Source organism: Nocardiopsis kunsanensis DSM 44524 (genome assembly GCF_000340965.1).
GTDB lineage: Bacteria > Actinomycetota > Actinomycetes > Streptosporangiales > Streptosporangiaceae > Nocardiopsis > Nocardiopsis kunsanensis.
Map to the genome: position 1 here is coordinate 1 of NZ_ANAY01000051.1, position 19,705 is coordinate 19,705.

The window sequence follows — 19,705 nt, forward strand, 5'->3', positions numbered from 1 at the left end:
CCCGTCCTACGCTCCCTGACGGCCTATGACCACTGACCCCTTGGAATTACTCATCTAGCGGGCTCGGCGGCGCATGCGCTCGACGTCCATCAGCACGACGGCCTTGGCCTCGATCCGCAGCCAGCCACGGAGCGCGAACTCGGCCAGGGCCTTGTTGACCGTCTCGCGGGAGGCGCCGACCAGCTGGGCGAGCTCCTCCTGCGTGAGGTCGTGGTGCACGTGGAGGCCGTCCTCGCCCTCCTTGCCGAACTTGTCGGCCAGCTCCAGAAGGGCCTTGGCCACACGGCCCGGGACGTCGGTGAAGACCAGGTCGGCCATGACGTCGTTGGTCCGGCGCAGACGGGCGGCCAGCGCCTTGAGCAGCTGGAGGGACACGTGCGGGCGGCTGGAGAGGAAGGGGCGCAGGTCATCGTGGCCCAACCCGGCCAGTACCGCGTCGGTGACGGCGACGGCGCTCGCTGTGCGCGGTCGCGGGTCGAACAGGGAGAGCTCACCGAACATCTCACTGGGGCCGAGCACGCCGAGAAGGTTCTCCCGTCCGTCCACGGCCGTGCGGGTCAGTTTCACCTTTCCGCTGAGGATCACGTACAGGCGGTCGCCCTCGTCGCCCTCGTTGAAGAGGGTCTGGCCGCGGCCCAGCCGGACCTCGCTCACGGAGGAGCGGAGCGCTGCCGCGTCCTCTTCGTCCAGCGCCTCGAACAGAGGGGCCTTCCGCAGCACCTCGTTGACTTCGTCCACCACACGTCCTCCTAAAACCTGACCGTCAACAGTGTGACGTATATCGCACCCGGGTGTGAAACCAGGCCGTTACCTCGGCTTGTCCGCCGGGAGACAACGTGCCCACAACAGCCGACGTCAGCCCATGTGATCCTAGTCGTAAACCGGCCTGTTCCGGGCTGTCCGCGCCGTGCCTCCGGGCATCGGCAGATGTTCCCGGACGCCGAGCGGCCCGTTGTCCGGGAGCACCCCGGGGACCGTACGCGGACCTGCCTCGTGCACCGGGCGTCTACCCTGTGACGATGCCTCGTGACACGACCCCGGAGACGGTCACCCCCACCGGTGAGAGCCGCCTGGCGTTGGTGCGCCGCGCACGCAAGATGTACCGCGAGCTCAGCGAGCTCCACCCGGACGCCCATGCCGAGCTGAACTTCACCACGCCATTGGAGTTGCTGGTCGCCACGATCCTGTCGGCGCAGTGCACCGACAAGCGTGTCAACCAGGTCACCCCTGCCCTCTTCGCCCGTTACCCCGATGCCGAGGCCTATGCCTCGGCCCGGCGTGAGGAGCTGGAGGAGATGATCCGCTCGACGGGTTTCTTCCGGGCCAAGGCCAACAACCTCATCGGTCTCGGCCAGGAGCTGTGCGAGCGGCACGGTGGCGAAGTTCCGGGAAACCTCGCAGACCTGGTCAAACTACCCGGTGTAGGGCGTAAGACCGCAAATGTACTACTCGGTAACGCCTTCGATGTGCCAGGGATCACGGTAGACACGCATTTCGGGCGCCTCGTCCGCCGTTTCGGCTGGACTGACGAGACGGATCCGGTCAGGGTCGAACACGCTGTCGGGGCCCTGTTCCCCAAGCGCGACTGGACGATGCTTTCACACCGTGTCGTCTGGCACGGGCGCCGGGTCTGCCACGCACGCAAGCCCGCCTGCGGCGCGTGTGTCCTGGCTCCGCTTTGCCCCTCCTTCGGTGAGGGCCCCACCGACGAGGCCGCCGCCACCAAGCTCCTGAAGATGCGCTCCTTCGCCTGAGAACCGGACAGGAGTTCCCCACAGAGTTCCGGCCGGGCCGGTGAGCACACGGCCGGGGTTTGTACTCTGTTGGCAGTCCACTCGACAGCGCGACAACCCCCGGAACAGGTCCTGAGAATGAACCCGACCCCGCTCTGGATGGCCGCGCTCGCGGACTCAGCCCAGACCATGACGGTCCCCGCGCAGATGCGTCCCCCCGCCACCGGCGGACGCGAGTCCGCCGTTCTCATCCTCTTCGGCGAGGGCCCCGCCGGCCCCGACCTGCTGCTCATCCAGCGCAAGGACGGTCTGCGTCGGCACGCGGGCCAGCCTGCCTTCCCCGGCGGGCGCATCGAGCTCACCGATGCCTCCAAGGAGGCAGCTGCACTGCGCGAGGCCGAGGAGGAGACCGGACTGAACCCGGCAGGGGTCGACGTCCTGGGGAACCTGCCCGAGCTCTACCTGAGTTTCAGCGACTTCCGTGTCTCCCCCTTCCTGGGCTGGTGGCGCGATCCGTCCGAGGTCCGCCCCACCGACACCGGTGAGGTCGCCGCCGTGTCCCGAGTGCCCGTCGCCGACCTGGCCGACCCCGACAACCGCGTCGTGGTCCGTTACGGCAACGGACCCCGGTGGGGGCCGGGCTTCCGTGTCAACGGCATGCTCGTGTGGGGTTTCACCGGAGCGATCGTCGACCGCCTCCTGTATCTCGGCGGGTGGGAACTTCCCTGGCGCAGGGAGGGTCTCACCGATGTGTTGGAAGTGACCCCGCAAGGCCTCCGGCCGGTCGGCTGACGCTCACGTTTGGAGGGCACCGTGCTCGACCTGGTCCTGGTCGTCCTGCTGCTGCTGTTCGCCATCACCGGCTACCGGCAGGGGTTCATCGTCGGGGTGTTCAGCTTCGCCGGGTTCATCGGAGGGGGGATCCTCGCTGCCCTGACCGCACCCGGACTCATCCAGGGGTGGCTCGACGAGCCCGGCCAACAGGCCTTGCTGGCCATAGCGGTGGTCTTCCTGGCGGCGGCGCTCGGCCAGTTCCTGTCCTCGTACCTGGGCACCCTCGTGCGCAACCAGGTCACCTGGGACTCCGCCCGGGTCCTGGACGCCATCGGCGGCGCCCTGGTCAGCGGGCTCTCGGTACTGCTGGTGGCCTGGTTCATCGGCAGCACCGTCGCGAACTCGGCACTGCCCATGGTCGCCCAGCAGGTGAAGGACTCCCGGGTCCTGCAGGCGGTGGACTCCCTCATGCCCGAGTCCGCCCACAGGGGATTCTCCGAGTTCCGCAGAATCGTCGACCAGAGCGCCTTCCCGCAGGTCTTCAGTGGCCTCGGTACCGGCGAACTCGCCGAGGTCGAACCGCCCGACCCGGACGTGCTCACCACCCCCGAACTGATCGAGTCCAGCCGCAGCGTCGTCAAGGTCCTCGGCACAGCACCCTCCTGCCAACGCAGGGTCGAGGGCACCGGATTCGCCTACGGCGACGACCGCATCATGACCAACGCCCACGTCGTTGCCGGTGTCACCGACGACCTGCGTGTGGTCACCCGCGACGGACACCAGCTCGACGCCACCCTCGTCCTCTTCGACGCCGAGCAGGACCTCGCGGTGCTGCATGTGCCCGGCCTCGATTTGGAGCCCCTGGAATTCGACCACGAGGCCGACCACGGCACCGACGCAGTCGTGGCCGGGTTCCCACGCAACAGCGGTTTCACAGCCGTCCCAGCGCGTATCAGGGCCCAACAGACGGCACAGGGGCCCGACTTCTACCACGAGACCCAAGTGAGCCGGGAGATCTACCAGGTGCGTGCGGTCGTGCGTCCGGGCAACTCCGGCGGGCCGCTCCTGGCACCCGACGGCAGCGTCTACGGGGTGGTCTTCGCTGCCGCCACGAACGAGGACGAGACCGGCTACGTGCTCACCGCGGACGAGGTCGCGGACAACGCACGCGAGGGGCTCGAGAACGGAGCCGAGGTGTCCTCGGGGCCCTGCGACTGACCCACCGGACCCGGCGGTGCGGCCCCCGCAACGACGGAGGGGCGCCCCTCCCGGTCGGGAGGGGCGCCCCTCGTGCGTCGTCCGATCCTAGTTCGCACCCGGTTCCGGAGAGGGGTCCGGGAGTACGGGCCAGCTCATGCGTACGACAGTGCCGTCGTCGTCGGGGTCGATCTTGACCTCGTCGGCCAGGCCGGTGATGACCGCGAGCCCCAGACCTGGCGAGAATCCGGAGATCCCGCCGGGAGGGGTGTCGTCGCCGTCGAGGAACAACCCGTCGATGGCCGGCGGCACGGCCGTCTCCTCGTTGCCCTTCGCGGGGGCACAGTCGGTGACCACGACCTCGAAACGCCGTGTGGTGATGCCGTTGGCACGCAGGAGTTTCTCAGCGGTGCCGTCACCGGTCTCCGAGGAAGTGTTGTCGGGTCCGCTGCTGTCGATCAGTTGGAGCAGGATCGGCTGTGTGGGGCAGTGGACCTTGTGTGCGGCCACTGCCCGGGAACACGCCTCTCCGACCGCCAGCCTGATCTCGTCGATCGCAGAGGCGGCGATACCGGCCCGCCGCGCGACCGTCGCGGCCATGAGCCGCGCCGTCCGTACGTGGGCCGGGAGCGCGCTGATCGTGAGCGTGATGGTTGCCATCGGCTCGCTCGGGACTACTTCGACGAACGCTTGTCGATGGCTTCCTGGACCGTGCCGTGGATACCGAACACCTTGGTCAGGCCGGTGATCCGGAAGATCTTGAGGATGCGCTCCTGCGTGCACACCAGGTCCAGTGTCCCGTCGTGCGCACGGACACGCTTCAGCCCGCCCACGAGCACACCGAGGCCGGTCGAATCCAGGAACTCCACTTTCTCCATGTTGACCACGAGGTGGAAGTTGCCCTTGTTGACCAGGTCGATCAGCAGCTCGCGGAGCCGGGGCGCGGTATAGACATCGATCTCACCCTCAACGACGACGATCTCGGTGTCGCCCTCGGTGTAATGATCAAGCTTCAAGTCCACTAGTCCTCCAGCGCCGAACCGCGAATTCATCGCGAATGATCTCTGCCGGGCGTTACCCCACCAGCACGCATTCAACCACGGGTGCCGGGCGAGTCTTCCTGTGATGCACAGGAAAACCGTGACACCGCGCCACCTTCCCCCGAGTGTCACACTGAAACCGATGTCCACCAGTGCTCACTCCCGTCCGGGGCCTCGTGGGCCGGGAACGAGATCCAGTGAGGAGGTTCTCGCGTGGAACGGTCGGAGCCCGTGCTCCCCGGGGTGTGGCGTGACGATACCCGGTACCCGCAGGTCACCCACATCGAGCGGGTGGCCCGGAGCGAGGGGGAGAGCGGGGACTGGCCGGATTGGGTGTCCCCGCCCCTGGTCGAACGCCTGATGGCCCGGGGGATCACAGAACCGTGGTCCCATCAGGTCACCGCCGCAGACCTGGCCCGCTCCGGCCGTGATGTGATCATAGCCACGGGTACTGCTTCGGGAAAGTCACTCGCGTTCGTCATGCCCGCTGTGGAGGCGATCGACGCGGGCGGGACCGTACTTTATCTCTCGCCGACCAAGGCGCTCGCACACGACCAGCTGCGCTGGATATCGGACCTCGAAGTTCCGGAGGTCAGAGCGGCCGTATATGACGGTGACACCCCCGCCGAGGACCGCCGGTGGATCCGCGAGCACGCCACCTACGTACTCACCAACCCCGACATGCTCCACCACGGGATGCTGCCCCGGCACGGGGCCTGGGCCCGTTTCCTGCGACGCCTGAAGTACGTGGTCGTCGACGAGGCCCACCACTACCGGGGTGTGTTCGGCTCCCACGTCGCGTTGATCCTGCGGCGGCTCCGGCGGATCTGCGCGCGCTACCGCTCCGGCCCCACGTTCGTCCTGGCCTCGGCGACCTCGGGCAGCCCCGCCGAGAGCGCCTCACGGCTGACCGGGGCAGAGGTCACCGCCGTGACCGAGGACGGTTCCCCGCGGCCGGCGATGTCGGTGGCTCTGGTGGAGCCGGAACTGACCGACCTGGTCGGGGAGAACGGGGCCCCGATCCGTCGTACCGCGCCCTCCCAGGCGGCCGAGATGCTCGCCGACCTGGTGTTCCAGGGGATGCGCACACTGGTGTTCGTCCGCTCGAGGCAGGGCGCCGAGGTCGTCGCTCTCGGAGCGCAACGCATTCTGCACGACCGCGGCGAACCCGATCTGGCCGAGCGGGTGGCCGCCTACCGCGGCGGATACCTGGCCTCCGACCGGCGTGAGCTCGAGCAGGCGCTGCGTACCGGAACGTTGCTCGGCCTGGCCAGTACCAACGCCCTCGAGCTGGGGGTGGACATCAGCGGACTCGACGCGGTGCTCATCACCGGTTGGCCCGGGACCCGTGCGTCGCTGTGGCAGCAGGCGGGACGCGCCGGACGCGGCGGCGGTGATGCCTTGGCCGCGTTCATCGCCCGCGACGACCCCCTGGACACCTACCTCGCCCATCATCCGACGGCGATTTTCGGTCGATCGGTGGAAGCCACGGTCCTGGATCCGGAAAACCCGCACATCCTCGATCCGCACCTGTGCGCGGCAGCCCAGGAGAACCCGATCACCCGGTCGGACTTCCCCCTTTTCGGCCCGAGCACGGAGGAACGGCTCGACGCACTCGTGCGGAGGAGGATGCTGCGGCGGCGGCCGCGAGGCTGGTTCTGGACGAGCCACGAACGCGCCGGCGACCTCGCCGACATCCGTGGTTCCGGCGGGAGCCGTGTCCAGATCGTCGACACCGCGAGCGGCCTGCTTCTCGGGGAGATCGACGAAGCGGCCTCCCACGGGACGGTGCACCCTGGAGCGGTCTACCTCCACCAGGGCGAGACCTTCCTCGTCGACGACCTCGACCTCGACGAGGGCGTGGCGCTCGTGCACGCCGAGGACCCGCCCTACAGCACCTGGGCGCGAGACACCACCGACATCACCGTGCGCAGGACCCTGCGCAGCCGGACCTGGCCCAGCGGCGCCGTCGTGCACTTCGGCGAGGTCCACGTGGTGCAGCAGGTCGTCGGGTACCTGAAGCGGGACGTACGCACCGGGTCCGTGCTCGGCGAGCAACCGCTCGACCTGCCCGAACGCGTCCTCGACACCCGGGCCGTGTGGTGGACCCTGCCCGCGGACGCCGAACAACGGCTACGGGGACAGGACGTTCCGATCCTGGGGGCCGCGCACGCCGCTGAGCACGCCGCCATCGGTCTGCTGCCGCTGTTGGCGACCTGCGACCGTTGGGACATCGGTGGTGTGTCCACTTCCGTGCACGGAGACACCGGGAAACCGACCGTGTTCGTCTACGACGGGTACGAGGGCGGCGCCGGGTTCGCCGAGCGCGGTTACACCGCCGCACGGGAGTGGCTCGTCGCTACGCGCGGGGCCATCGCCGACTGCGAGTGCGAGCAGGGGTGCCCCTCGTGCATCCAGTCGCCCAAGTGCGGGAACGGGAACGAACCCTTGAACAAGGCCGGGGCGCTCCGGTTGCTCGACGCGGTGCTCGGTGGGGCCGACGGGGATCCACAGGCTGTGGACGCTTCTTGAGTCGGCCCGCCCCTGGGGCGTGTCGGCGCTGAGCCGCGCCGGGGCGATCCGGTGTGCCGAGGAGAGGGCCGGGTTTCGCCCGTGGGGACGCCTCCGGCCGCGCCGGGGCGTGCGCTGCGACCTGGGCATGTCCACCGCCGAGTACGCCCTCGGTACAGGTCGAGAAACACATTCATTGCTCGGGGGGGTCAAGCTTCGGCGGGGGAGCATCTGGGAACGAGCGCTCACCGCCCTGCATGGACTGCTCCGGTGCCTTACGTAGGCATAGGTTGGGCCCCTGAGCGTCGGTCAGGGGCCCGTTCACGCTGCTCATTTGACCGTGGTCAGGCGACGGCCGTCGTGGCTGCGAACATGCGGACTGTTCGGATCAAGAGCGTCGGTGAGCCGGATTGCGTAGACCTCGGACATGCGCTCGACGATCTCCTCCGCAGTGAGCCATTCGACCGCAGTCGACTCGGACGAAGGGCGTGCGGTGCCACCGGAGGGTTTGCACCGAAAGACCAGGGCAACAATCCCTCGGGTCGTGTTCTTGTAGACTCCCGTGAGATGGTCCACTTCTACGTGAATGCCGGTTTCTTCCCAGATCTCCCGGCATGCTCCGGCCTCCGGCGTCTCGGAGAGCTCCAGGACTCCACCGGGGAGCTCCCACTTTCCTGTGTCAGCACGCCGAATCGCTAGGAGCCGACCGTCTTCCCGGAGGACAGCTCCAGCGACTGACACCGAATGCAGTGGCGTTGACGGCTGATCTCCGCTGCTGTTACTCATGTACATGAGCATAGGAGGACGGAAGGACCATGGTGAGCGTTGCGGACGCACGGTCTGGGAAGCCTCGGTATCTACAGATCTCGGACGACCTCGAAGAACAGATCAAGAGTCGCCGTCTGGCCCCTGCCGAGGAGATCCCGAGCGAGGCGACCTTGATGCACCGTTATGGAGTCTCCTCGGGCACTGCCCGAAAGGCCGTGGCGCATCTGCGGACGATCGGGCTCGTGGAGACTCACCAAGGTCGAGGGTCCTACGTAAAGTCGCGCCCTCCTGTGAGGCGCAAGTCCTCGGATCGCTTCCGTCGCTCTCACCGTCGTGCGGGTAAGGCCGCCTACATCGCCGAGACCGAGCAAGCCGGCGTCAAGCCCACGGTGAAAGTGCTCTCCATCGGCCCTGTCGAGGCCCCTGCGGATGTCGCGGAAAGGCTCGGCGTAGCCGAGGGTGAGAAGGTGCTCGCCCGTCGACGGCTGTACTTCTCCGATGGCACGCCGACCGAAGAAGCTACCTCCTACCTGGCTTGGGGAGTGGCGCGGGATATCCCTGAGCTCTTCGAGGAGAATCCCGGCGGAGGTGGCATCTACGCTCGCCTGGAAGAGCACGGCCACGAGTTCGCCGAGTACACCGAGACCGTTCGGGCGCGACTGGCTACCAAGCAGGAAACGACCGCTCTTGCTCTGAGTCCTGGTGCACCGGTGATCCACTTGACCCGTAACGCGGTGACCGTGGCCGGTCAGGTTGTGGAGGTCTGCGACACGATCATGGCCGCCGATCAGTTCGTGCTCGACTACCGTATTCCGGCCTCGGACTGATCCACGTTCCAGTCTTCGGCCTTCTTCTCTCAGAGGGTTGACTCATGTACATGAGTGATGCAGCCTAACTTATGTACATGAGTACATAGGGACTGCACCTCTACATGAGGAAGCCCGTGGTCCGTGGTGCAAGGCGCGCCTGCCACTAGTTGCGCGCCACCAACCCTGGAGCGTGCTTCATGAATGCTGTTGTTCCGGCTCTGAGGACGAAGGCCGCACGTCGGGCGCGTCGTGTCCGGGCCTACGTCCGTGGCACAGAAGCTTCTTTGGCCGGCTTGGCTGTTGACGGCCGGTGGTGTGCGTGAACCTCTTCGCCATCCCCGACCAGCGGGACGTGATAGTGACCAGCGACGCCGTCCTCGACGGTGGGAAAGAGCTGAGCGGAATCGAGATCGCCGAGGTCGCCGCGATGGTCGACCGCGCCAGGCTCGAAACTCTCTGGCGTGAGGTCCACCGGACCTACGCCCTGGGGTCGTGGGTCGTGACCCCCGATCAGATATACGGGAAGGTGACCGGTCACATCCGAGGTGCCCGCGGCGCCGATGGTCACGCACTACAGGTGCACACCCTCGCCGGGGGCGAGTACGTCATTCCGGCGGCGCATGCCCGGCCGACTCCTCCGCCCCAGGGGGCGGTGTGAACATGCTCCGGCTTTTGTGGACCCTGCTCGGTGCCGTGGTGCGCTCTATCCGAAGTCCTGAATGCGCCGACCAGTCACCGGCGCCTGACGCGCCCGCGCCCCGGGTGCCTCGACAAGCTCGCCGCCACGTCGGCGACCAGGCCGCCGACCTCCTCGCGCGCGCCTACCCCCACTGGAACCTCACGACCATCCCCACCGCTTCGGGACCCTTGATCGTTGCCGCCTACGGCGCACACCTGTCCGAGAAACCAGCGTCGAGGCCGCGCACCGCCGCATTCACGAGATCGAAACCGCGCCCCCCATCGACCCGGTGCGGCCCTACCTCGACTGGAGACCCCCAATGCCAGCTGGCAGACCCATCGAGCCCCCGCACCGCGCCCCAGAAGCAGCGCGCGCCGTTGACGTCGTCGGCGCGGCCCTGGTGGTGCCCCTGTGCCCGGACCCCTCGGGCGACCCTGTGGCCCGCGTGCAAGCCGTCCTCGTGGCTGCTCTGAGAGGTCCGGGACCGTCGGCCCCTGACTAAGGGGCGGGGCCGACCCGGTGCCCCGCTCGGGAGGGGGCGGGGCACCACTTCCCCCTTCACGTGCCGAGCAGAAGGCACCGATGGACAACCGCACCGACTGTTCACCCCCGGGCCAGAGGCACGATTACGTCCCCGACCCGATCGACCCCCGCATGCCGCACTCCCGAACGGCCACATGCCGACACTGCGGACACATGATCACAGCGACCAAGTGAAGGACCCCTGCATGACCCCCCAGAACCGGACTGAACAGGTTGTCGAGCTGCTGACCCCCGCAGAGGTGGCGAGGTTGTTCCGGGTCGATCCCAAGACCGTCACCCGCTGGGCGAAGGCCGGCCGGATCAACAGTATTCGGACGCTGGGTGGCCACCGTCGGTATCGCGCGGCTGAAGTCTCCGCGCTCATCGATGGATCTCACGTCGTCGACCCGTAGTGTCTTCCCGCTCCTGTGGCCCGCCACTGCCACGGGAGCGGGACGCCCGGTACTTCCGGGCACGACGGGGACGGGAAGCGCCGCCTGTCCCCGCTCACTAGCTTCCCGCGCGCTCGTGACGGTGGTCATGCGCACGCGGGGCCAGATGTCGCTTTCGGAACGGAAGCGGCGCCTGCCCGACGGGTAAACCCGTTGGACGGGAACCACCGACGCGAAAGGACGCACGTTGACTGATTTCCTGCCCCCGCCGAACACTGAGCCGACGACCGGCCTGTTCACCTCGACCGCACGCTCGGTCGTGCAGAGCGCCGAGCAGAGCCACGAGTACAAGAAGAGCTCGGGGTCCTCCGACGCCGCGCACACCTACGACACCAACAAGCGCTAGTTGACCTGACCCGCTGAACCTACGCACGCCCCGGAGTAGCCCCCCATGTTGCGATTGCGTTTGACCCCCTACAGCGAGAATCCGACTTGGACCTGGTCCGGGGCGTGCTACGGCACCCTCGACCAGCGCAGCCGGATAGAATCTTCGACCACCCGCTCGTGGAACACCTGGCCGCCACCGACGGACACCGGACCCTGATCATGGTCCGTGAACGTGTCGCCGACCGCCTGACCTGTGACCCCGAGGTTCGTCCCCTCACCCCCGCCGAGTACGACCAGGCACGCGAGGCCGCCACCCGGTGGCCGACCGACGTCGTACTGGTGGAGACCGAGCCCGAACGGCCGGTGCGCGTCACCGCGGGCGCCGCTCGAACGACCCCCTTGTACCTGGCCACCGACGGCCCGACCCTGGTCGGGTCTTGGGATATGGCGGACCTGCGCGAGCACGCCACCGGTATCAATCCTCGGGAAGCGGCACGTCTACTGATTTACCGGCCCCGGTACAGCACCGACACCCTGTTCCGGGGCGTGCACCGCCTCACCGAGCGCGCGACCGCGCACTTCGGCGGGTCCCTGTGGACCAGCTACCCCGACCCCGCGTTGCACCGCACCCCTCGGGATCTGGCGCCGGGCGCGGACGTGGTGGGCGCGTTCGTCGAGACCATGGACACCGCCATGGACCGGCGCCCCTGGGCCGAGGAGTCCACTCTGTTCCACCTGACGGGCGGGTTCGACTCGGGCACCGTGGCCACCCGCGCGGCCGAGCGACACCCCGGCCTGTTCCCCACGGCCACGCTGTTGATCGGGGGCACGGGACGCGAACAGCAGATCAGGCGCCGCGCCGAGATGCGCGACCGGGTGAAGTTCGCCGACCCCGACATCGTCATCGACGCCATGAAGCACCCACCGTTGGCTCCGGGGTGCCGGTGGGTTCGTGGTGACCTGATCTCCCCAACCGAAGACCCGCTACACAACCCCTTTGCCCAGATGGCGCGGGCGGTCGCCGAGGCCGGCGCCCGCACCGTCGTGACCGGTCTGGGGGGAGATGAGATGGTCGCACTCACCCAAGAGGAGGAGCCGCACCAGGGGCTCGGCGAGATCACCGACGCGCAGATTCTGCCCTGGGTCGGGTCGCGTGCCCGCGCTGTGTTGGAGTTCGCCGACGACGGGATCGCGCCCCCGGCGCTGATCAACTCCATGACCCTGTTGTCGTTGGAGACCACCGCGCCGGCTCTTCTGCGGGAAGGGTTGTGGCCGATGCACCCGTTCGCCGATCCGGACATGGTCGAGCTCGGCGAGCAGTTGCCGTTCGCGTGGCGTGAGCTGAAGCAGGTACAGCGGCGACGCTTGCGCGCGCTCGGCATGAGCGGGGACGTCGTGCACCCGGTCGAGCGGGAATCCTTCGCCGAGGTCATCGAGCACGCGCTGACCACCCACGCGCCCGCGTTGTTCGCCCGTATGCTGGCTGACGGATCGCCGCTGTTCGATGAGGGGTTGGTCGACCCGGACGGGCTGAGGGCCGCGGTTGGGCGCCTGACCGCGGCGACCTACAGCGAGGATCGGGACGCAAAGCTTCTGGAGGTCCTGAGCCTGCACATGAGCGCTACCGCTTTCCTTCGTTGAGAGGACGATCTGTGTTCACCATGCGCCCCGCCACCGAGACCGATGTCGCCGGCGTCGCGTCGATGATCACCGCGCGCTGCGGCTGGCAGGAAAAGCGCGGGCTGGAATCCTGGCGTGAGATGGTCGCCGAACTCGCCGGGCAGGCCGGAACCGGGTCTATGTGGGTGCTCGTGGACGGCGGGCGCATCGTTGGTTGCACCACCGTCATGACGCAGGCCCCGCCGAAAGACTGGACACCCGAGGAAGCAGCAGAGCCCGCGCTGTACCTGTTCACGACCGTGACCGATCCCGCATATCGCGAGCACAAGCCCGGAACCCTGATCGCTCTGTGGGCAGTCGACCAGGCCGCACGTCAGGGCCGAGAGTGGGTGCGGCGGGGGTGTTTCTTCCCCGAGCTGGTCAAGTACTACCAGACCCAAGGGTTCGCCCTCGTGAAAGAACAGGACCGGAGTGCCGGACACCTGTACCTGCTCGCGCGTCGAGCCGAGCGCCTCGACCTCGGGCGTCTGGGGATGATGGAGCCCTCTACGGTCTGACCCGGACACAACAAAAGCGCCCCCGCTCCACCGAGCATGGTGGAGCGGGGGCGCGTGTCATGCGGTGAGTGGGAGCCCCCGCCCGGTGTGACCGGCCGTGGTCGGGTACCGGCCGGTGTTGAGGTCCTCCGACAGCCTTTCCCGGGCTTCGGGACCGAGGAGCCCGTCGACGCCGAGGCCGTGGTCGATCTGGAACGCCTGTATTGCGTCGCTCACCTCCTGTCCGTAGAACCCGTCGGCGCCCTACCGAGGGGAGCTCGTACCCGGCGGCCATCAGGTCTTCCTGTGCGAGTACCACCCACGGGCCCTGTGCGAGGGGTCGTGGATGTTTCACGGGGCTCGTTCCGGAGTGGGGCACCTGAGTTGTCCACAGGCGGGAGATCGCGCCTTCCCATTCGGTCGCCGTCGGCCGAGTCTGGAACGGACCGGTCATCGTCCGGTCCGTCTCCTGACCAGGAAGGTTCCCATGGCTGCACACATGTTTCGTCCCCGTCGGGGGTCCGGTGCCACGGACCCGACAGGCACCCTCCGCCGGCCGAGGCCGGCGCGGTCGGCCCGCGTGCGCCGGTACGGCCCGCTCGCAGGGCCACCGGCGCTGCCCGGTCCCGGTGCGCTCCGCGGAGCCGCATCCGACGCATCCCGGGGTGAGGACCGGACCCCCGCCGGTGTTGCCGGGAACGAGGGCGTCGCCGGTGGCCGTTCCCTGCTCCCCGGTCGCTTGCTGGGGTCCGGCAGGGAGCGGACCACCGGCCGGTGGCGCGAGAGGGCCGGATTTCGTCCGTGGGGGCGCCTCCGGCCGCGCCGGGGCGTGCGCTGCGACCTGGGCATGTCCACCGCCGAGTACGCCCTGGGGACGGTTTCAGCCGTCGCGTTCGCGGGGGTGCTCTACGTCATCCTCACCGGCGGCACCGTCACCGAGGTCCTCACCGACATCGTCGTCGACGCCCTCAGCTCCGGTATGTGACCGGGGCTCGATCACCATGGAGACCGCGATGATCCTGCCGTCACTGTTGCTCCTCCTGGCCCTGTGCCTCGGGGTGATCATGGCCGCTTCGGCCCAGCTCGCCTGCGCCGACGCAGCTCGCACAGGGGCACGGGCCCTGGCACGGGGGGAGAGTAACGACCGGGCACGCGAGCTGGCCCTGTCGGCTGCCCCCGAGAGCGCCGACATCGACCTGGAGGACTCCTCGGACATGGCCCGCGTGACCGTCCGGGCCGAGCTGAGCGTCGGTTCCCTCGTCAGTGTCCCGGTGCAGCTGAGCGGGACAGCGGCGGTCCCAGTGGAACCGGGGCCGGCGGAGGTGGGCGGGTGAGACACCGTGCGAACCGACACCGGGTCGGCGACCGTCTGGTGGATCTGCCTCTGCCTGCTCCTGTGGTCCGTCACCCTCGCCGTGGCTGCGGCCGCCGTCTCCCGGCTCGACCGAGAACGCGCCACCACCGCTGCCGACCTCGCAGCCCTGGCCGGGGCAGCCCGCGCCGTGCGCGGGCCCTCCGAAGCATGTGACGGGGCCCGCACCACAGCTGAAGCCAACAATGCCTCCCTCGTCTCCTGCGAACTCGACGGCCACACCGTCGACGTCACGGCCACGGTGCCCTCGACAGTCCTGGACCGCGACGTGAGCGCCCGCGCCCGCGCCGGCCCGGCCCATGAAGCCACTACGCCCGAGGAGGAGCGATGAGCCCCGTCCCCGCCCTGGTGTGCGCCCTGCTGCTCTGCGGGGTGCCACCGCACGCCACCGGCCCCACCGATGCCCGTCCCGCCCCGGAGCCGACCACGTTCGCCTCCGTGGGCGGACCCTCCGCCGTGCCCGTGCCCGTGCCGGTCTCCGGCGGGGAAGGCCCCGAACCCGACCTTCCCGAATCCGCTACGGCACCGGCCCCGGGACCTGCCCTGTCCCCGGAGCCCGACGCCACACCCACAACACCGGCCGGGCCCTCCGGCACCCCGGAGACCGATCCGGCCGCCGACCCGTCCCGCGAGGACACCCCCGTGGTCCGTTACACCGTGGCCAGTCCCCAACCCACGACGACCCCTGCCGGTGTCCTGGGGCACATTTCCACCGGACTCCTGGCGACCCTGGGACTCCTGGTCCTCGGACTGCGCCTGTCGGTGGGGTGGCCCCGCTTCCCCGACCCTTACCTGGGACGGCGCCGACGATCGCCCGCACGCCGGTGCGGTTGACGCACGCCACGCGGTCCCGGGCACACACGACCTGCTTCGAGGCGCCGTACCCTCCGTATGTATGGGACACCGACACCCGAGCAAACTCCGTACCACCGAGGTGAGCCACGCGCGCGCCCGCTGGCTGTTGCGCGCGGAACTGGCCGGGTGCCAGGAGTGCCGGTGCGAAGGTGACGGCGAGGCGATGGACGACCTGGTCCCGGACGGTATGTTCGACTCACTCATCACGGGCTTCGTGCTCGCCCGCGTGCCGCAGTGGAGATCCCCGGGACGCACCCCCCTTTACCCCGCCAACGTCTACCGGATCGCTCCGATCGACGAACGGGACTTCTGGAGGGTCCCCACCCAGCACTGCATGCGGGTGTGCACGGTCGAGAGCGCCCGCGCCACGAGCGTGGACACCTTGCCCGCACTCCGGGAACTGCGGCTGATGCCCCGGGAGGACCGGTCACTGGTCCTGGACGACATCATCGACGGGCTCAGCGAGGACGAGACCTGACCGGGCGCCCCGTCCGGGGCACGTCCGGCCCGGGTACGCAAGCACGTCCCAAGCTCCGGCCGATCGTTGCGCACAGCATCCAACGACACCCTCCGTGCTCCCGTGGCCGCAGCGCGAGCCGAGGCCCGGACGAGACGGACCGCCTGCCACCCGGCCGCACGGTCGAGGGGTGTGCCCTCCTCACCCCAGTGCGGACCACAGCAGTTCGGCCGCCACCGGGACCACCCCGATGAGCACGAACGCCGGAAGGAAACACAACCCCAAGGGCGCCACCACCAGCACCGACAACCGCTCCACACGAGCGACACCGCGTGCACGCCACGAACGGCGCAGATCCACCACGTGCCGGTCCAACAGCTCGGCCACGGGGGCTCCGGTGTCGCTCGCGCGCGCGAGATCCTGACCCACCGACACGAGGGGCTCGGGCAGAGCCGGGCTCTGCCAGGCCGTCCCGGGCGGGGCGCCGAGCCGGAGCCGTTCGGCGACCCCCGCCAACTCACGGCCGAGCTCGCCGTGCGCGGCCCGCGCCACCGAGGCCAGACACGAGGGCAGCGTGGCACCGGCACGCATCCCCGAGGCCAACAACCCCACGACGACGGGAAGATCGGCGGTCACGGGCAGCCGCCGCCGACGCGGGCGACGTGTACGCCACCACAGAAAACCACAGACTCCGAGGACCACCACGCCCCCGAACACACCCAGGACCGCAATGACCACCAGGGACGCACATGCCCCGCAGAAAATCCGGACCACCGGACCGAACGCACGGGTGGGACGCCGTGTACCGGTCAGCGCCCGCAGCCGGCGCCGCTCCCCGCCACCCGTCCACAGCCACACCGCCCCGGCCGCGCACAGGACCGAACACACCACGAACACCACCGCCCCTCACCCCCTCACCGTGTGAGGACCGCTCCCCGGAGCATCCGCACCGTCCACCACACCCCCAGGACGTCCAGCGCGACCCCGCCCACCAGGCACGCGAGACCCAGACGGGTGGTGAACAGGAACACCAAGGGAGATCCGCCCAGGCCCGCAGACATGAGCACCCCCACGACCGGCAGCCCTCCGAGAACGAACGCCGTGGTCCGGGGCCCGGCGGTCCGCGCGAGCGCCTCGGCCCGCTGCTCCTCCTGTTCGGTGAGGTTCTCCGCCAGACCCTCCACGACCGTGGCCAGACCCGCGCCGGTCTCCGCGGCCACGTCCCAGCACACCGCGAGGTAGGACAGGGCAGCCAGGTCCGGATCGCTCCCGGCGGCAGTGCGCAGGGAACGGGCGTCCGATACCGCGCTCACCGACGGCCCGGCCTGGACCACCGCGAGCCGCAGCGCCTCCTCCGGGGGTTGGCCGGCACGCAGTTCCGCAGCGAGAGTTCGGCACAGGCTGATGACCGCGCGTCGACGCTCCCCGCTCCTCCGCGCCGCCAGGACACGGACACGCCATCGCTCCCACAGGTCGAGCGGCCACGACCCCGGTACGCCGACCGCGGCCCGGGGAAGCGACGGATGGGCGCGGGGAAGCAGCGAGAGCACCACCAGCCCGCCCAGGAACACCACCAACTCCACCACGGCCGCACCCCGCTTCCCGCCCGACGCCGTTCATGCCGCACCCCCGGCCGGTTCCAGCCGCCACGACGGCCCCAACCGGGCATCCAACTCCCCGGCCTCGGAGCCCTCGTGGCAGACGCCGTCCGGGGTGAAGGCCACCGCGGTACGGGCCTCGACCAGTCCTGAGGCGACCCGGCACAACACCCCGACCTCCGACAACCGCCGCCCCCGGGCCAGGTGCACGATCACCACCCGCGTCGCCGCGAGCTGGCTGTGTGCGGCGGCCCGGCTGATCCCTGCCGAACACGCGAGCGCCTCGATCCGTGCGGGAACGTCCCGGGCCCCGTTGGCATGCAGGGTCCCGGCACCGTGGTGTCCGGTGTTGAGCGCGGACATCAGCGACACGACCTCCGCCCCGCGCGCCTCACCGACCACCAACCGGTCCGGGCGCATCCGCAGCGCCTGCCGGACCAAGGTGTCCAGGCCGACCTCGCCGGTCCCCTCGATGTTGGCGGGCCGGGTCCGCAGACGGACCACGTGCGAGTGGTCAGGGCGCAGCTCGGGGGAGTCCTCCGCCAGTACGAGCCGTTCGCCCGCGTCGACCAGGGAGAGCAGACTCGACAGGAGTGTGGTCTTACCCGCACCCGTTCCACCGGTCACCAGGAAGGGCGCCCGGGAACGCACCAGGGACCGCAGCAGCCCTGCGCCCCGCGGCGTGAGGGTGCTCCGCGCCGTGAGTTCGGCCAACGTGAAGGAACGTTCGGGCGGCAACCGCAACGACAAGCGCGTCCCCGAGGGCGAGACCGGTGGGAGGACGGCATGCAGCCTGATCCCGCCCGGAAGGTGCGCGTCGACGTAGGGCACAGCCGCGTCCAACCGCCGCCCGGCCCGTGCCGCGAGCCGTTGAGCGAGCCGTCTGAGCTCCTCTTCCGAACCGAACCGCACGTCCGCGCGGCGCAACCCCTCTTCGTCGACCCACACCTCCTCCGGTCCGTTCACGAGGATGTCGGTCACCCCAGGGGCCATGAGCGCCTGCAGCGGCCCTGCCCCGGTCAGGTCGGCCGACAGACGACGAGTCAGCTGCAACAGCTCGGTGTCGCCGAGGATCCCGCCCTCCGCGCGCAGAGCCGCAGCCACAGTGGACGGGGTGACGGGCGAACCGGTCGCGGCGAGACGGTTGCGTACGGCCTCGGTGAGGGTGGCCACGCGGCCACCGCCGCCCGGGGTCATGGGACGGGCCGCGGCTGCGGCAGTGCTGCGACCACCCGGTCGGCGAAACGGCCCAACGGTGAACGCGGGCGCCGACCGGGCGCCTGCCCCGCGGCGAGCGTGCGAGCCAGCCCCGGTTCGGGCGGCAGGTCGGCTCCGAGCGGCATCCTGAGCGTGCCCGCGACGACCTCTGCGCTGAGCTCCCCTCCGGCCCCGCGGACCACGGCCCGCACCACAGGAGCCTCCTCGCGCAGCCGGTCGGCCATCCGTGTGGCGGCCACGACCGAGGGCACGTCCGCCGGGATCACCACGAACAACAGATCGGCATGGTTGAGCACTACTCGCGTCGCCGGGTCGAAGGAACGCGGGAGGTCGGCCACGACCAGGTCGGCGCCGCTGCGGGCGGAGGCCAGGACGGCCCGCACCGCACCGACCGGCAGCGGGCGTTCACCCCCGGACCCCCGGGTCCACGTCAGGACGGAGACGTGGCTGGTAGAGGGCAATCGCGCAGACAGGTCGCGCCACCGCATCCGCCCGTTGCGGTGCAGCAGGTCGCCCCACCCCGTCGGCTGCTCCAACCCTTCACAACCCAGGTACACGTCGGCACCGCACCCGAGCGGGTCCGTGTCCAGGAGGGCGGTGCGCAGCCCGGCCCGTTCGCCCGCCAGCGCGAGGGCGACGGTGAGGAGGCTGGCACCGGCCCCGCCGCGCCCGCCGACGACGGCGAGCGTGGGAGCGGGTGTGGCGTCGGCCTCGGTGGCCTCGGAGAACAGACCGACGAGCTCGTCCTCGTCGCGTGGGAGGAGGAACAGGCCCTCGCGCCGTCCGTTCTCGCCCGCACCGCCGCGGCACACCACGGCCAGACGCGGGTGCGGCGGAGGATCGGCGGTACGCAGGGCAGAGCTGAGGTCGGTCCCGACGACGGCCAGGGGTGCACGCGCCCACAGACGCATCGCACGGTCGACGGTGCGGGCGAGGTCCACCTCCACCGACGCGGCCGAGGCCAGGCGCAGGAGGTCGTCGAGCAGGCGGGGGTCGTCGGTGGCGATCAGGGGGCGGGGTCGACTGTCCAACGGTGCCTCCGGAGGGCTGGGGCTCACCCTTCGAGAGTCCTCCACCGCAGGCTCTGTGGGAAGAGGCCGGTCCGGACCTGTGGACAACCCCGGACACGGCCTCCCGGTACGCAGGCCCCCTGCCCCGCACCACTTCCGAACTGGGCAAAGACGGGGGAAAGAACGCACAGGCCCCCTTCTCCCAGCTGAGGCCCTCACGTACAAAG

Annotated in this window: 23 protein-coding genes and 1 pseudogene; 15 read left to right on the top strand and 9 right to left on the bottom strand. The window is 69.7% G+C overall.

Going from position 1 to position 19,705, the window contains the following annotated elements:
- Positions 1-54 precede the first annotated feature (54 nt).
- A complete protein-coding gene (locus D456_RS0122435; protein ID WP_017578423.1) occupies positions 55-741 on the bottom strand; it encodes a Crp/Fnr family transcriptional regulator in 687 nt (228 codons plus the stop codon).
- A gap of 278 nt (positions 742-1,019) precedes the next feature.
- Here D456_RS0122435 and nth point away from each other — a divergent pair, with 278 nt between their 5' ends.
- The 3 genes from nth (at position 1,020) to D456_RS0122450 (ending at position 3,725) form a co-directional block, all read left to right on the top strand.
- Entirely contained in the window at positions 1,020-1,754 is a 735-nt protein-coding gene (nth, locus tag D456_RS0122440) for an endonuclease III (protein ID WP_026116139.1), read from the top strand.
- Positions 1,755-1,871: 117 nt separating this feature from the next.
- On the top strand, positions 1,872-2,525 hold the full coding sequence (locus D456_RS0122445; RefSeq protein WP_017578425.1) for an NUDIX hydrolase: 654 nt from the start codon (positions 1,872-1,874) through the stop codon (positions 2,523-2,525).
- A gap of 21 nt (positions 2,526-2,546) precedes the next feature.
- Positions 2,547-3,725 (top strand): MarP family serine protease, encoded by a 1,179-nt coding sequence (locus D456_RS0122450; RefSeq protein ID WP_026116140.1) that lies wholly within the window; start codon positions 2,547-2,549, stop codon positions 3,723-3,725.
- Positions 3,726-3,812: 87 nt separating this feature from the next.
- On the opposite strand, the gene D456_RS0122455 is transcribed toward D456_RS0122450, so the two are convergent.
- Positions 3,813-4,364: an ATP-binding protein gene (locus D456_RS0122455; RefSeq protein WP_017578427.1), complete on the bottom strand. Its 552-nt coding sequence runs from the start codon at positions 4,362-4,364 to the stop codon at positions 3,813-3,815.
- A 14-nt stretch (positions 4,365-4,378) separates the two neighbouring features.
- Positions 4,379-4,726 carry an STAS domain-containing protein gene (locus D456_RS0122460; RefSeq protein ID WP_017578428.1) on the bottom strand — a complete coding sequence of 116 codons (348 nt, stop codon included), beginning with the start codon at positions 4,724-4,726 and terminating at the stop codon, positions 4,379-4,381.
- A 231-nt stretch (positions 4,727-4,957) separates the two neighbouring features.
- On the opposite strand from D456_RS0122460, the gene D456_RS0122465 reads away from it, so the two are divergent.
- Complete coding sequence (locus D456_RS0122465) at positions 4,958-7,276, top strand: DEAD/DEAH box helicase (RefSeq protein ID WP_017578429.1); 2,319 nt, start codon at positions 4,958-4,960, stop codon at positions 7,274-7,276.
- A 309-nt stretch (positions 7,277-7,585) separates the two neighbouring features.
- Here the strand turns inward: D456_RS0122465 and D456_RS26175 are convergent, their stop codons facing one another.
- A complete protein-coding gene (locus tag D456_RS26175; RefSeq protein ID WP_204366796.1) occupies positions 7,586-8,047 on the bottom strand; it encodes an NUDIX hydrolase in 462 nt (153 codons plus the stop codon).
- A 23-nt stretch (positions 8,048-8,070) separates the two neighbouring features.
- Between D456_RS26175 and D456_RS0122470 the strand changes: the two genes are divergently transcribed.
- The 6 genes from D456_RS0122470 to D456_RS0122495 all read left to right on the top strand — a co-directional run bounded on the left by D456_RS0122470 (position 8,071) and on the right by D456_RS0122495 (position 12,989).
- Complete coding sequence (locus D456_RS0122470; protein ID WP_017578430.1) at positions 8,071-8,850, top strand: UTRA domain-containing protein; 780 nt, start codon at positions 8,071-8,073, stop codon at positions 8,848-8,850.
- A gap of 301 nt (positions 8,851-9,151) precedes the next feature.
- On the top strand, positions 9,152-9,490 hold the full coding sequence (locus D456_RS0122475; protein WP_026116141.1) for a hypothetical protein: 339 nt from the start codon (positions 9,152-9,154) through the stop codon (positions 9,488-9,490).
- 749 nt (positions 9,491-10,239) lie between these two features.
- The gene (locus D456_RS0122480) at positions 10,240-10,446 is read left to right on the top strand and encodes a BldC family transcriptional regulator (protein WP_017578432.1); all 207 of its coding nucleotides are present in this window, start codon (positions 10,240-10,242) and stop codon (positions 10,444-10,446) included.
- 226 nt (positions 10,447-10,672) lie between these two features.
- On the top strand, positions 10,673-10,831 hold the full coding sequence (locus tag D456_RS27185) for a hypothetical protein (protein ID WP_017578433.1): 159 nt from the start codon (positions 10,673-10,675) through the stop codon (positions 10,829-10,831).
- 158 nt (positions 10,832-10,989) lie between these two features.
- A complete protein-coding gene (locus tag D456_RS0122490; RefSeq protein WP_017578434.1) occupies positions 10,990-12,453 on the top strand; it encodes an asparagine synthase-related protein in 1,464 nt (487 codons plus the stop codon).
- A gap of 11 nt (positions 12,454-12,464) precedes the next feature.
- A complete protein-coding gene (locus D456_RS0122495; protein ID WP_017578435.1) occupies positions 12,465-12,989 on the top strand; it encodes a GNAT family N-acetyltransferase in 525 nt (174 codons plus the stop codon).
- A gap of 57 nt (positions 12,990-13,046) precedes the next feature.
- Here D456_RS0122495 and D456_RS26180 read toward each other — a convergent pair.
- A pseudogene (locus tag D456_RS26180) lies at positions 13,047-13,217 on the bottom strand (peptidoglycan-binding protein); the annotation flags it as partial.
- A gap of 598 nt (positions 13,218-13,815) precedes the next feature.
- Between D456_RS26180 and D456_RS26185 the strand changes: the two are divergent.
- The 5 genes from D456_RS26185 to D456_RS0122525 all read left to right on the top strand — a co-directional run bounded on the left by D456_RS26185 (position 13,816) and on the right by D456_RS0122525 (position 15,673).
- Complete coding sequence (locus D456_RS26185; RefSeq protein WP_017578437.1) at positions 13,816-13,953, top strand: DUF4244 domain-containing protein; 138 nt, start codon at positions 13,816-13,818, stop codon at positions 13,951-13,953.
- Between the two features lie 16 nt (positions 13,954-13,969).
- On the top strand, positions 13,970-14,302 hold the full coding sequence (locus tag D456_RS0122510; protein WP_083904671.1) for a TadE family type IV pilus minor pilin: 333 nt from the start codon (positions 13,970-13,972) through the stop codon (positions 14,300-14,302).
- Between the two features lie 6 nt (positions 14,303-14,308).
- Positions 14,309-14,671 carry an Rv3654c family TadE-like protein gene (locus D456_RS0122515; protein ID WP_017578439.1) on the top strand — a complete coding sequence of 121 codons (363 nt, stop codon included), beginning with the start codon at positions 14,309-14,311 and terminating at the stop codon, positions 14,669-14,671.
- Complete coding sequence (locus tag D456_RS27675; RefSeq protein WP_230480189.1) at positions 14,668-15,174, top strand: hypothetical protein; 507 nt, start codon at positions 14,668-14,670, stop codon at positions 15,172-15,174. Before D456_RS0122515 ends, D456_RS27675 begins: the two co-directional genes overlap by 4 nt.
- Before the next feature lie 61 nt (positions 15,175-15,235).
- The gene (locus tag D456_RS0122525) at positions 15,236-15,673 is read left to right on the top strand and encodes a hypothetical protein (RefSeq protein ID WP_017578440.1); all 438 of its coding nucleotides are present in this window, start codon (positions 15,236-15,238) and stop codon (positions 15,671-15,673) included.
- 180 nt (positions 15,674-15,853) lie between these two features.
- On the opposite strand, the gene D456_RS0122530 is transcribed toward D456_RS0122525, so the two are convergent.
- From D456_RS0122530 to ssd, 4 genes are read right to left on the bottom strand one after another with little or no spacing between them, the layout of a single operon-like run.
- On the bottom strand, positions 15,854-16,552 hold the full coding sequence (locus D456_RS0122530; RefSeq protein WP_017578441.1) for a type II secretion system F family protein: 699 nt from the start codon (positions 16,550-16,552) through the stop codon (positions 15,854-15,856).
- Positions 16,553-16,566: 14 nt separating this feature from the next.
- Complete coding sequence (locus tag D456_RS0122535; RefSeq protein WP_017578442.1) at positions 16,567-17,238, bottom strand: type II secretion system F family protein; 672 nt, start codon at positions 17,236-17,238, stop codon at positions 16,567-16,569.
- A 30-nt stretch (positions 17,239-17,268) separates the two neighbouring features.
- Positions 17,269-18,423 (bottom strand): TadA family conjugal transfer-associated ATPase, encoded by a 1,155-nt coding sequence (locus D456_RS0122540; RefSeq protein ID WP_017578443.1) that lies wholly within the window; start codon positions 18,421-18,423, stop codon positions 17,269-17,271.
- A gap of 20 nt (positions 18,424-18,443) precedes the next feature.
- The gene (gene ssd / locus D456_RS0122545) at positions 18,444-19,499 is read right to left on the bottom strand and encodes a septum site-determining protein Ssd (RefSeq protein ID WP_017578444.1); all 1,056 of its coding nucleotides are present in this window, start codon (positions 19,497-19,499) and stop codon (positions 18,444-18,446) included.
- Between the last annotated feature and the right edge of the window lie 206 nt (positions 19,500-19,705).

What these genes read in the sequence shown, in the direction of transcription:
- nth (WP_026116139.1), top strand. Translation starts at nt 1,020, where the DNA reads ATGCCTCGTGACACGACCCCGGAGACGGTCACCCCCACCGGTGAGAGC.
- D456_RS0122445 (WP_017578425.1), top strand. Translation starts at nt 1,872, where the DNA reads ATGAACCCGACCCCGCTCTGGATGGCCGCGCTCGCGGACTCAGCCCAG.
- D456_RS0122455 (WP_017578427.1), bottom strand. Translation starts at nt 4,364, where the DNA reads ATGGCAACCATCACGCTCACGATCAGCGCGCTCCCGGCCCACGTACGG.
- D456_RS26175 (WP_204366796.1), bottom strand. Translation starts at nt 8,047, where the DNA reads ATGTACATGAGTAACAGCAGCGGAGATCAGCCGTCAACGCCACTGCAT.
- D456_RS0122470 (WP_017578430.1), top strand. Translation starts at nt 8,071, where the DNA reads ATGGTGAGCGTTGCGGACGCACGGTCTGGGAAGCCTCGGTATCTACAG.
- D456_RS0122480 (WP_017578432.1), top strand. Translation starts at nt 10,240, where the DNA reads ATGACCCCCCAGAACCGGACTGAACAGGTTGTCGAGCTGCTGACCCCC.
- D456_RS26185 (WP_017578437.1), top strand. Translation starts at nt 13,816, where the DNA reads ATGTCCACCGCCGAGTACGCCCTGGGGACGGTTTCAGCCGTCGCGTTC.
- D456_RS0122510 (WP_083904671.1), top strand. Translation starts at nt 13,970, where the DNA reads ATGGAGACCGCGATGATCCTGCCGTCACTGTTGCTCCTCCTGGCCCTG.
- D456_RS27675 (WP_230480189.1), top strand. Translation starts at nt 14,668, where the DNA reads ATGAGCCCCGTCCCCGCCCTGGTGTGCGCCCTGCTGCTCTGCGGGGTG.
- D456_RS0122525 (WP_017578440.1), top strand. Translation starts at nt 15,236, where the DNA reads ATGGGACACCGACACCCGAGCAAACTCCGTACCACCGAGGTGAGCCAC.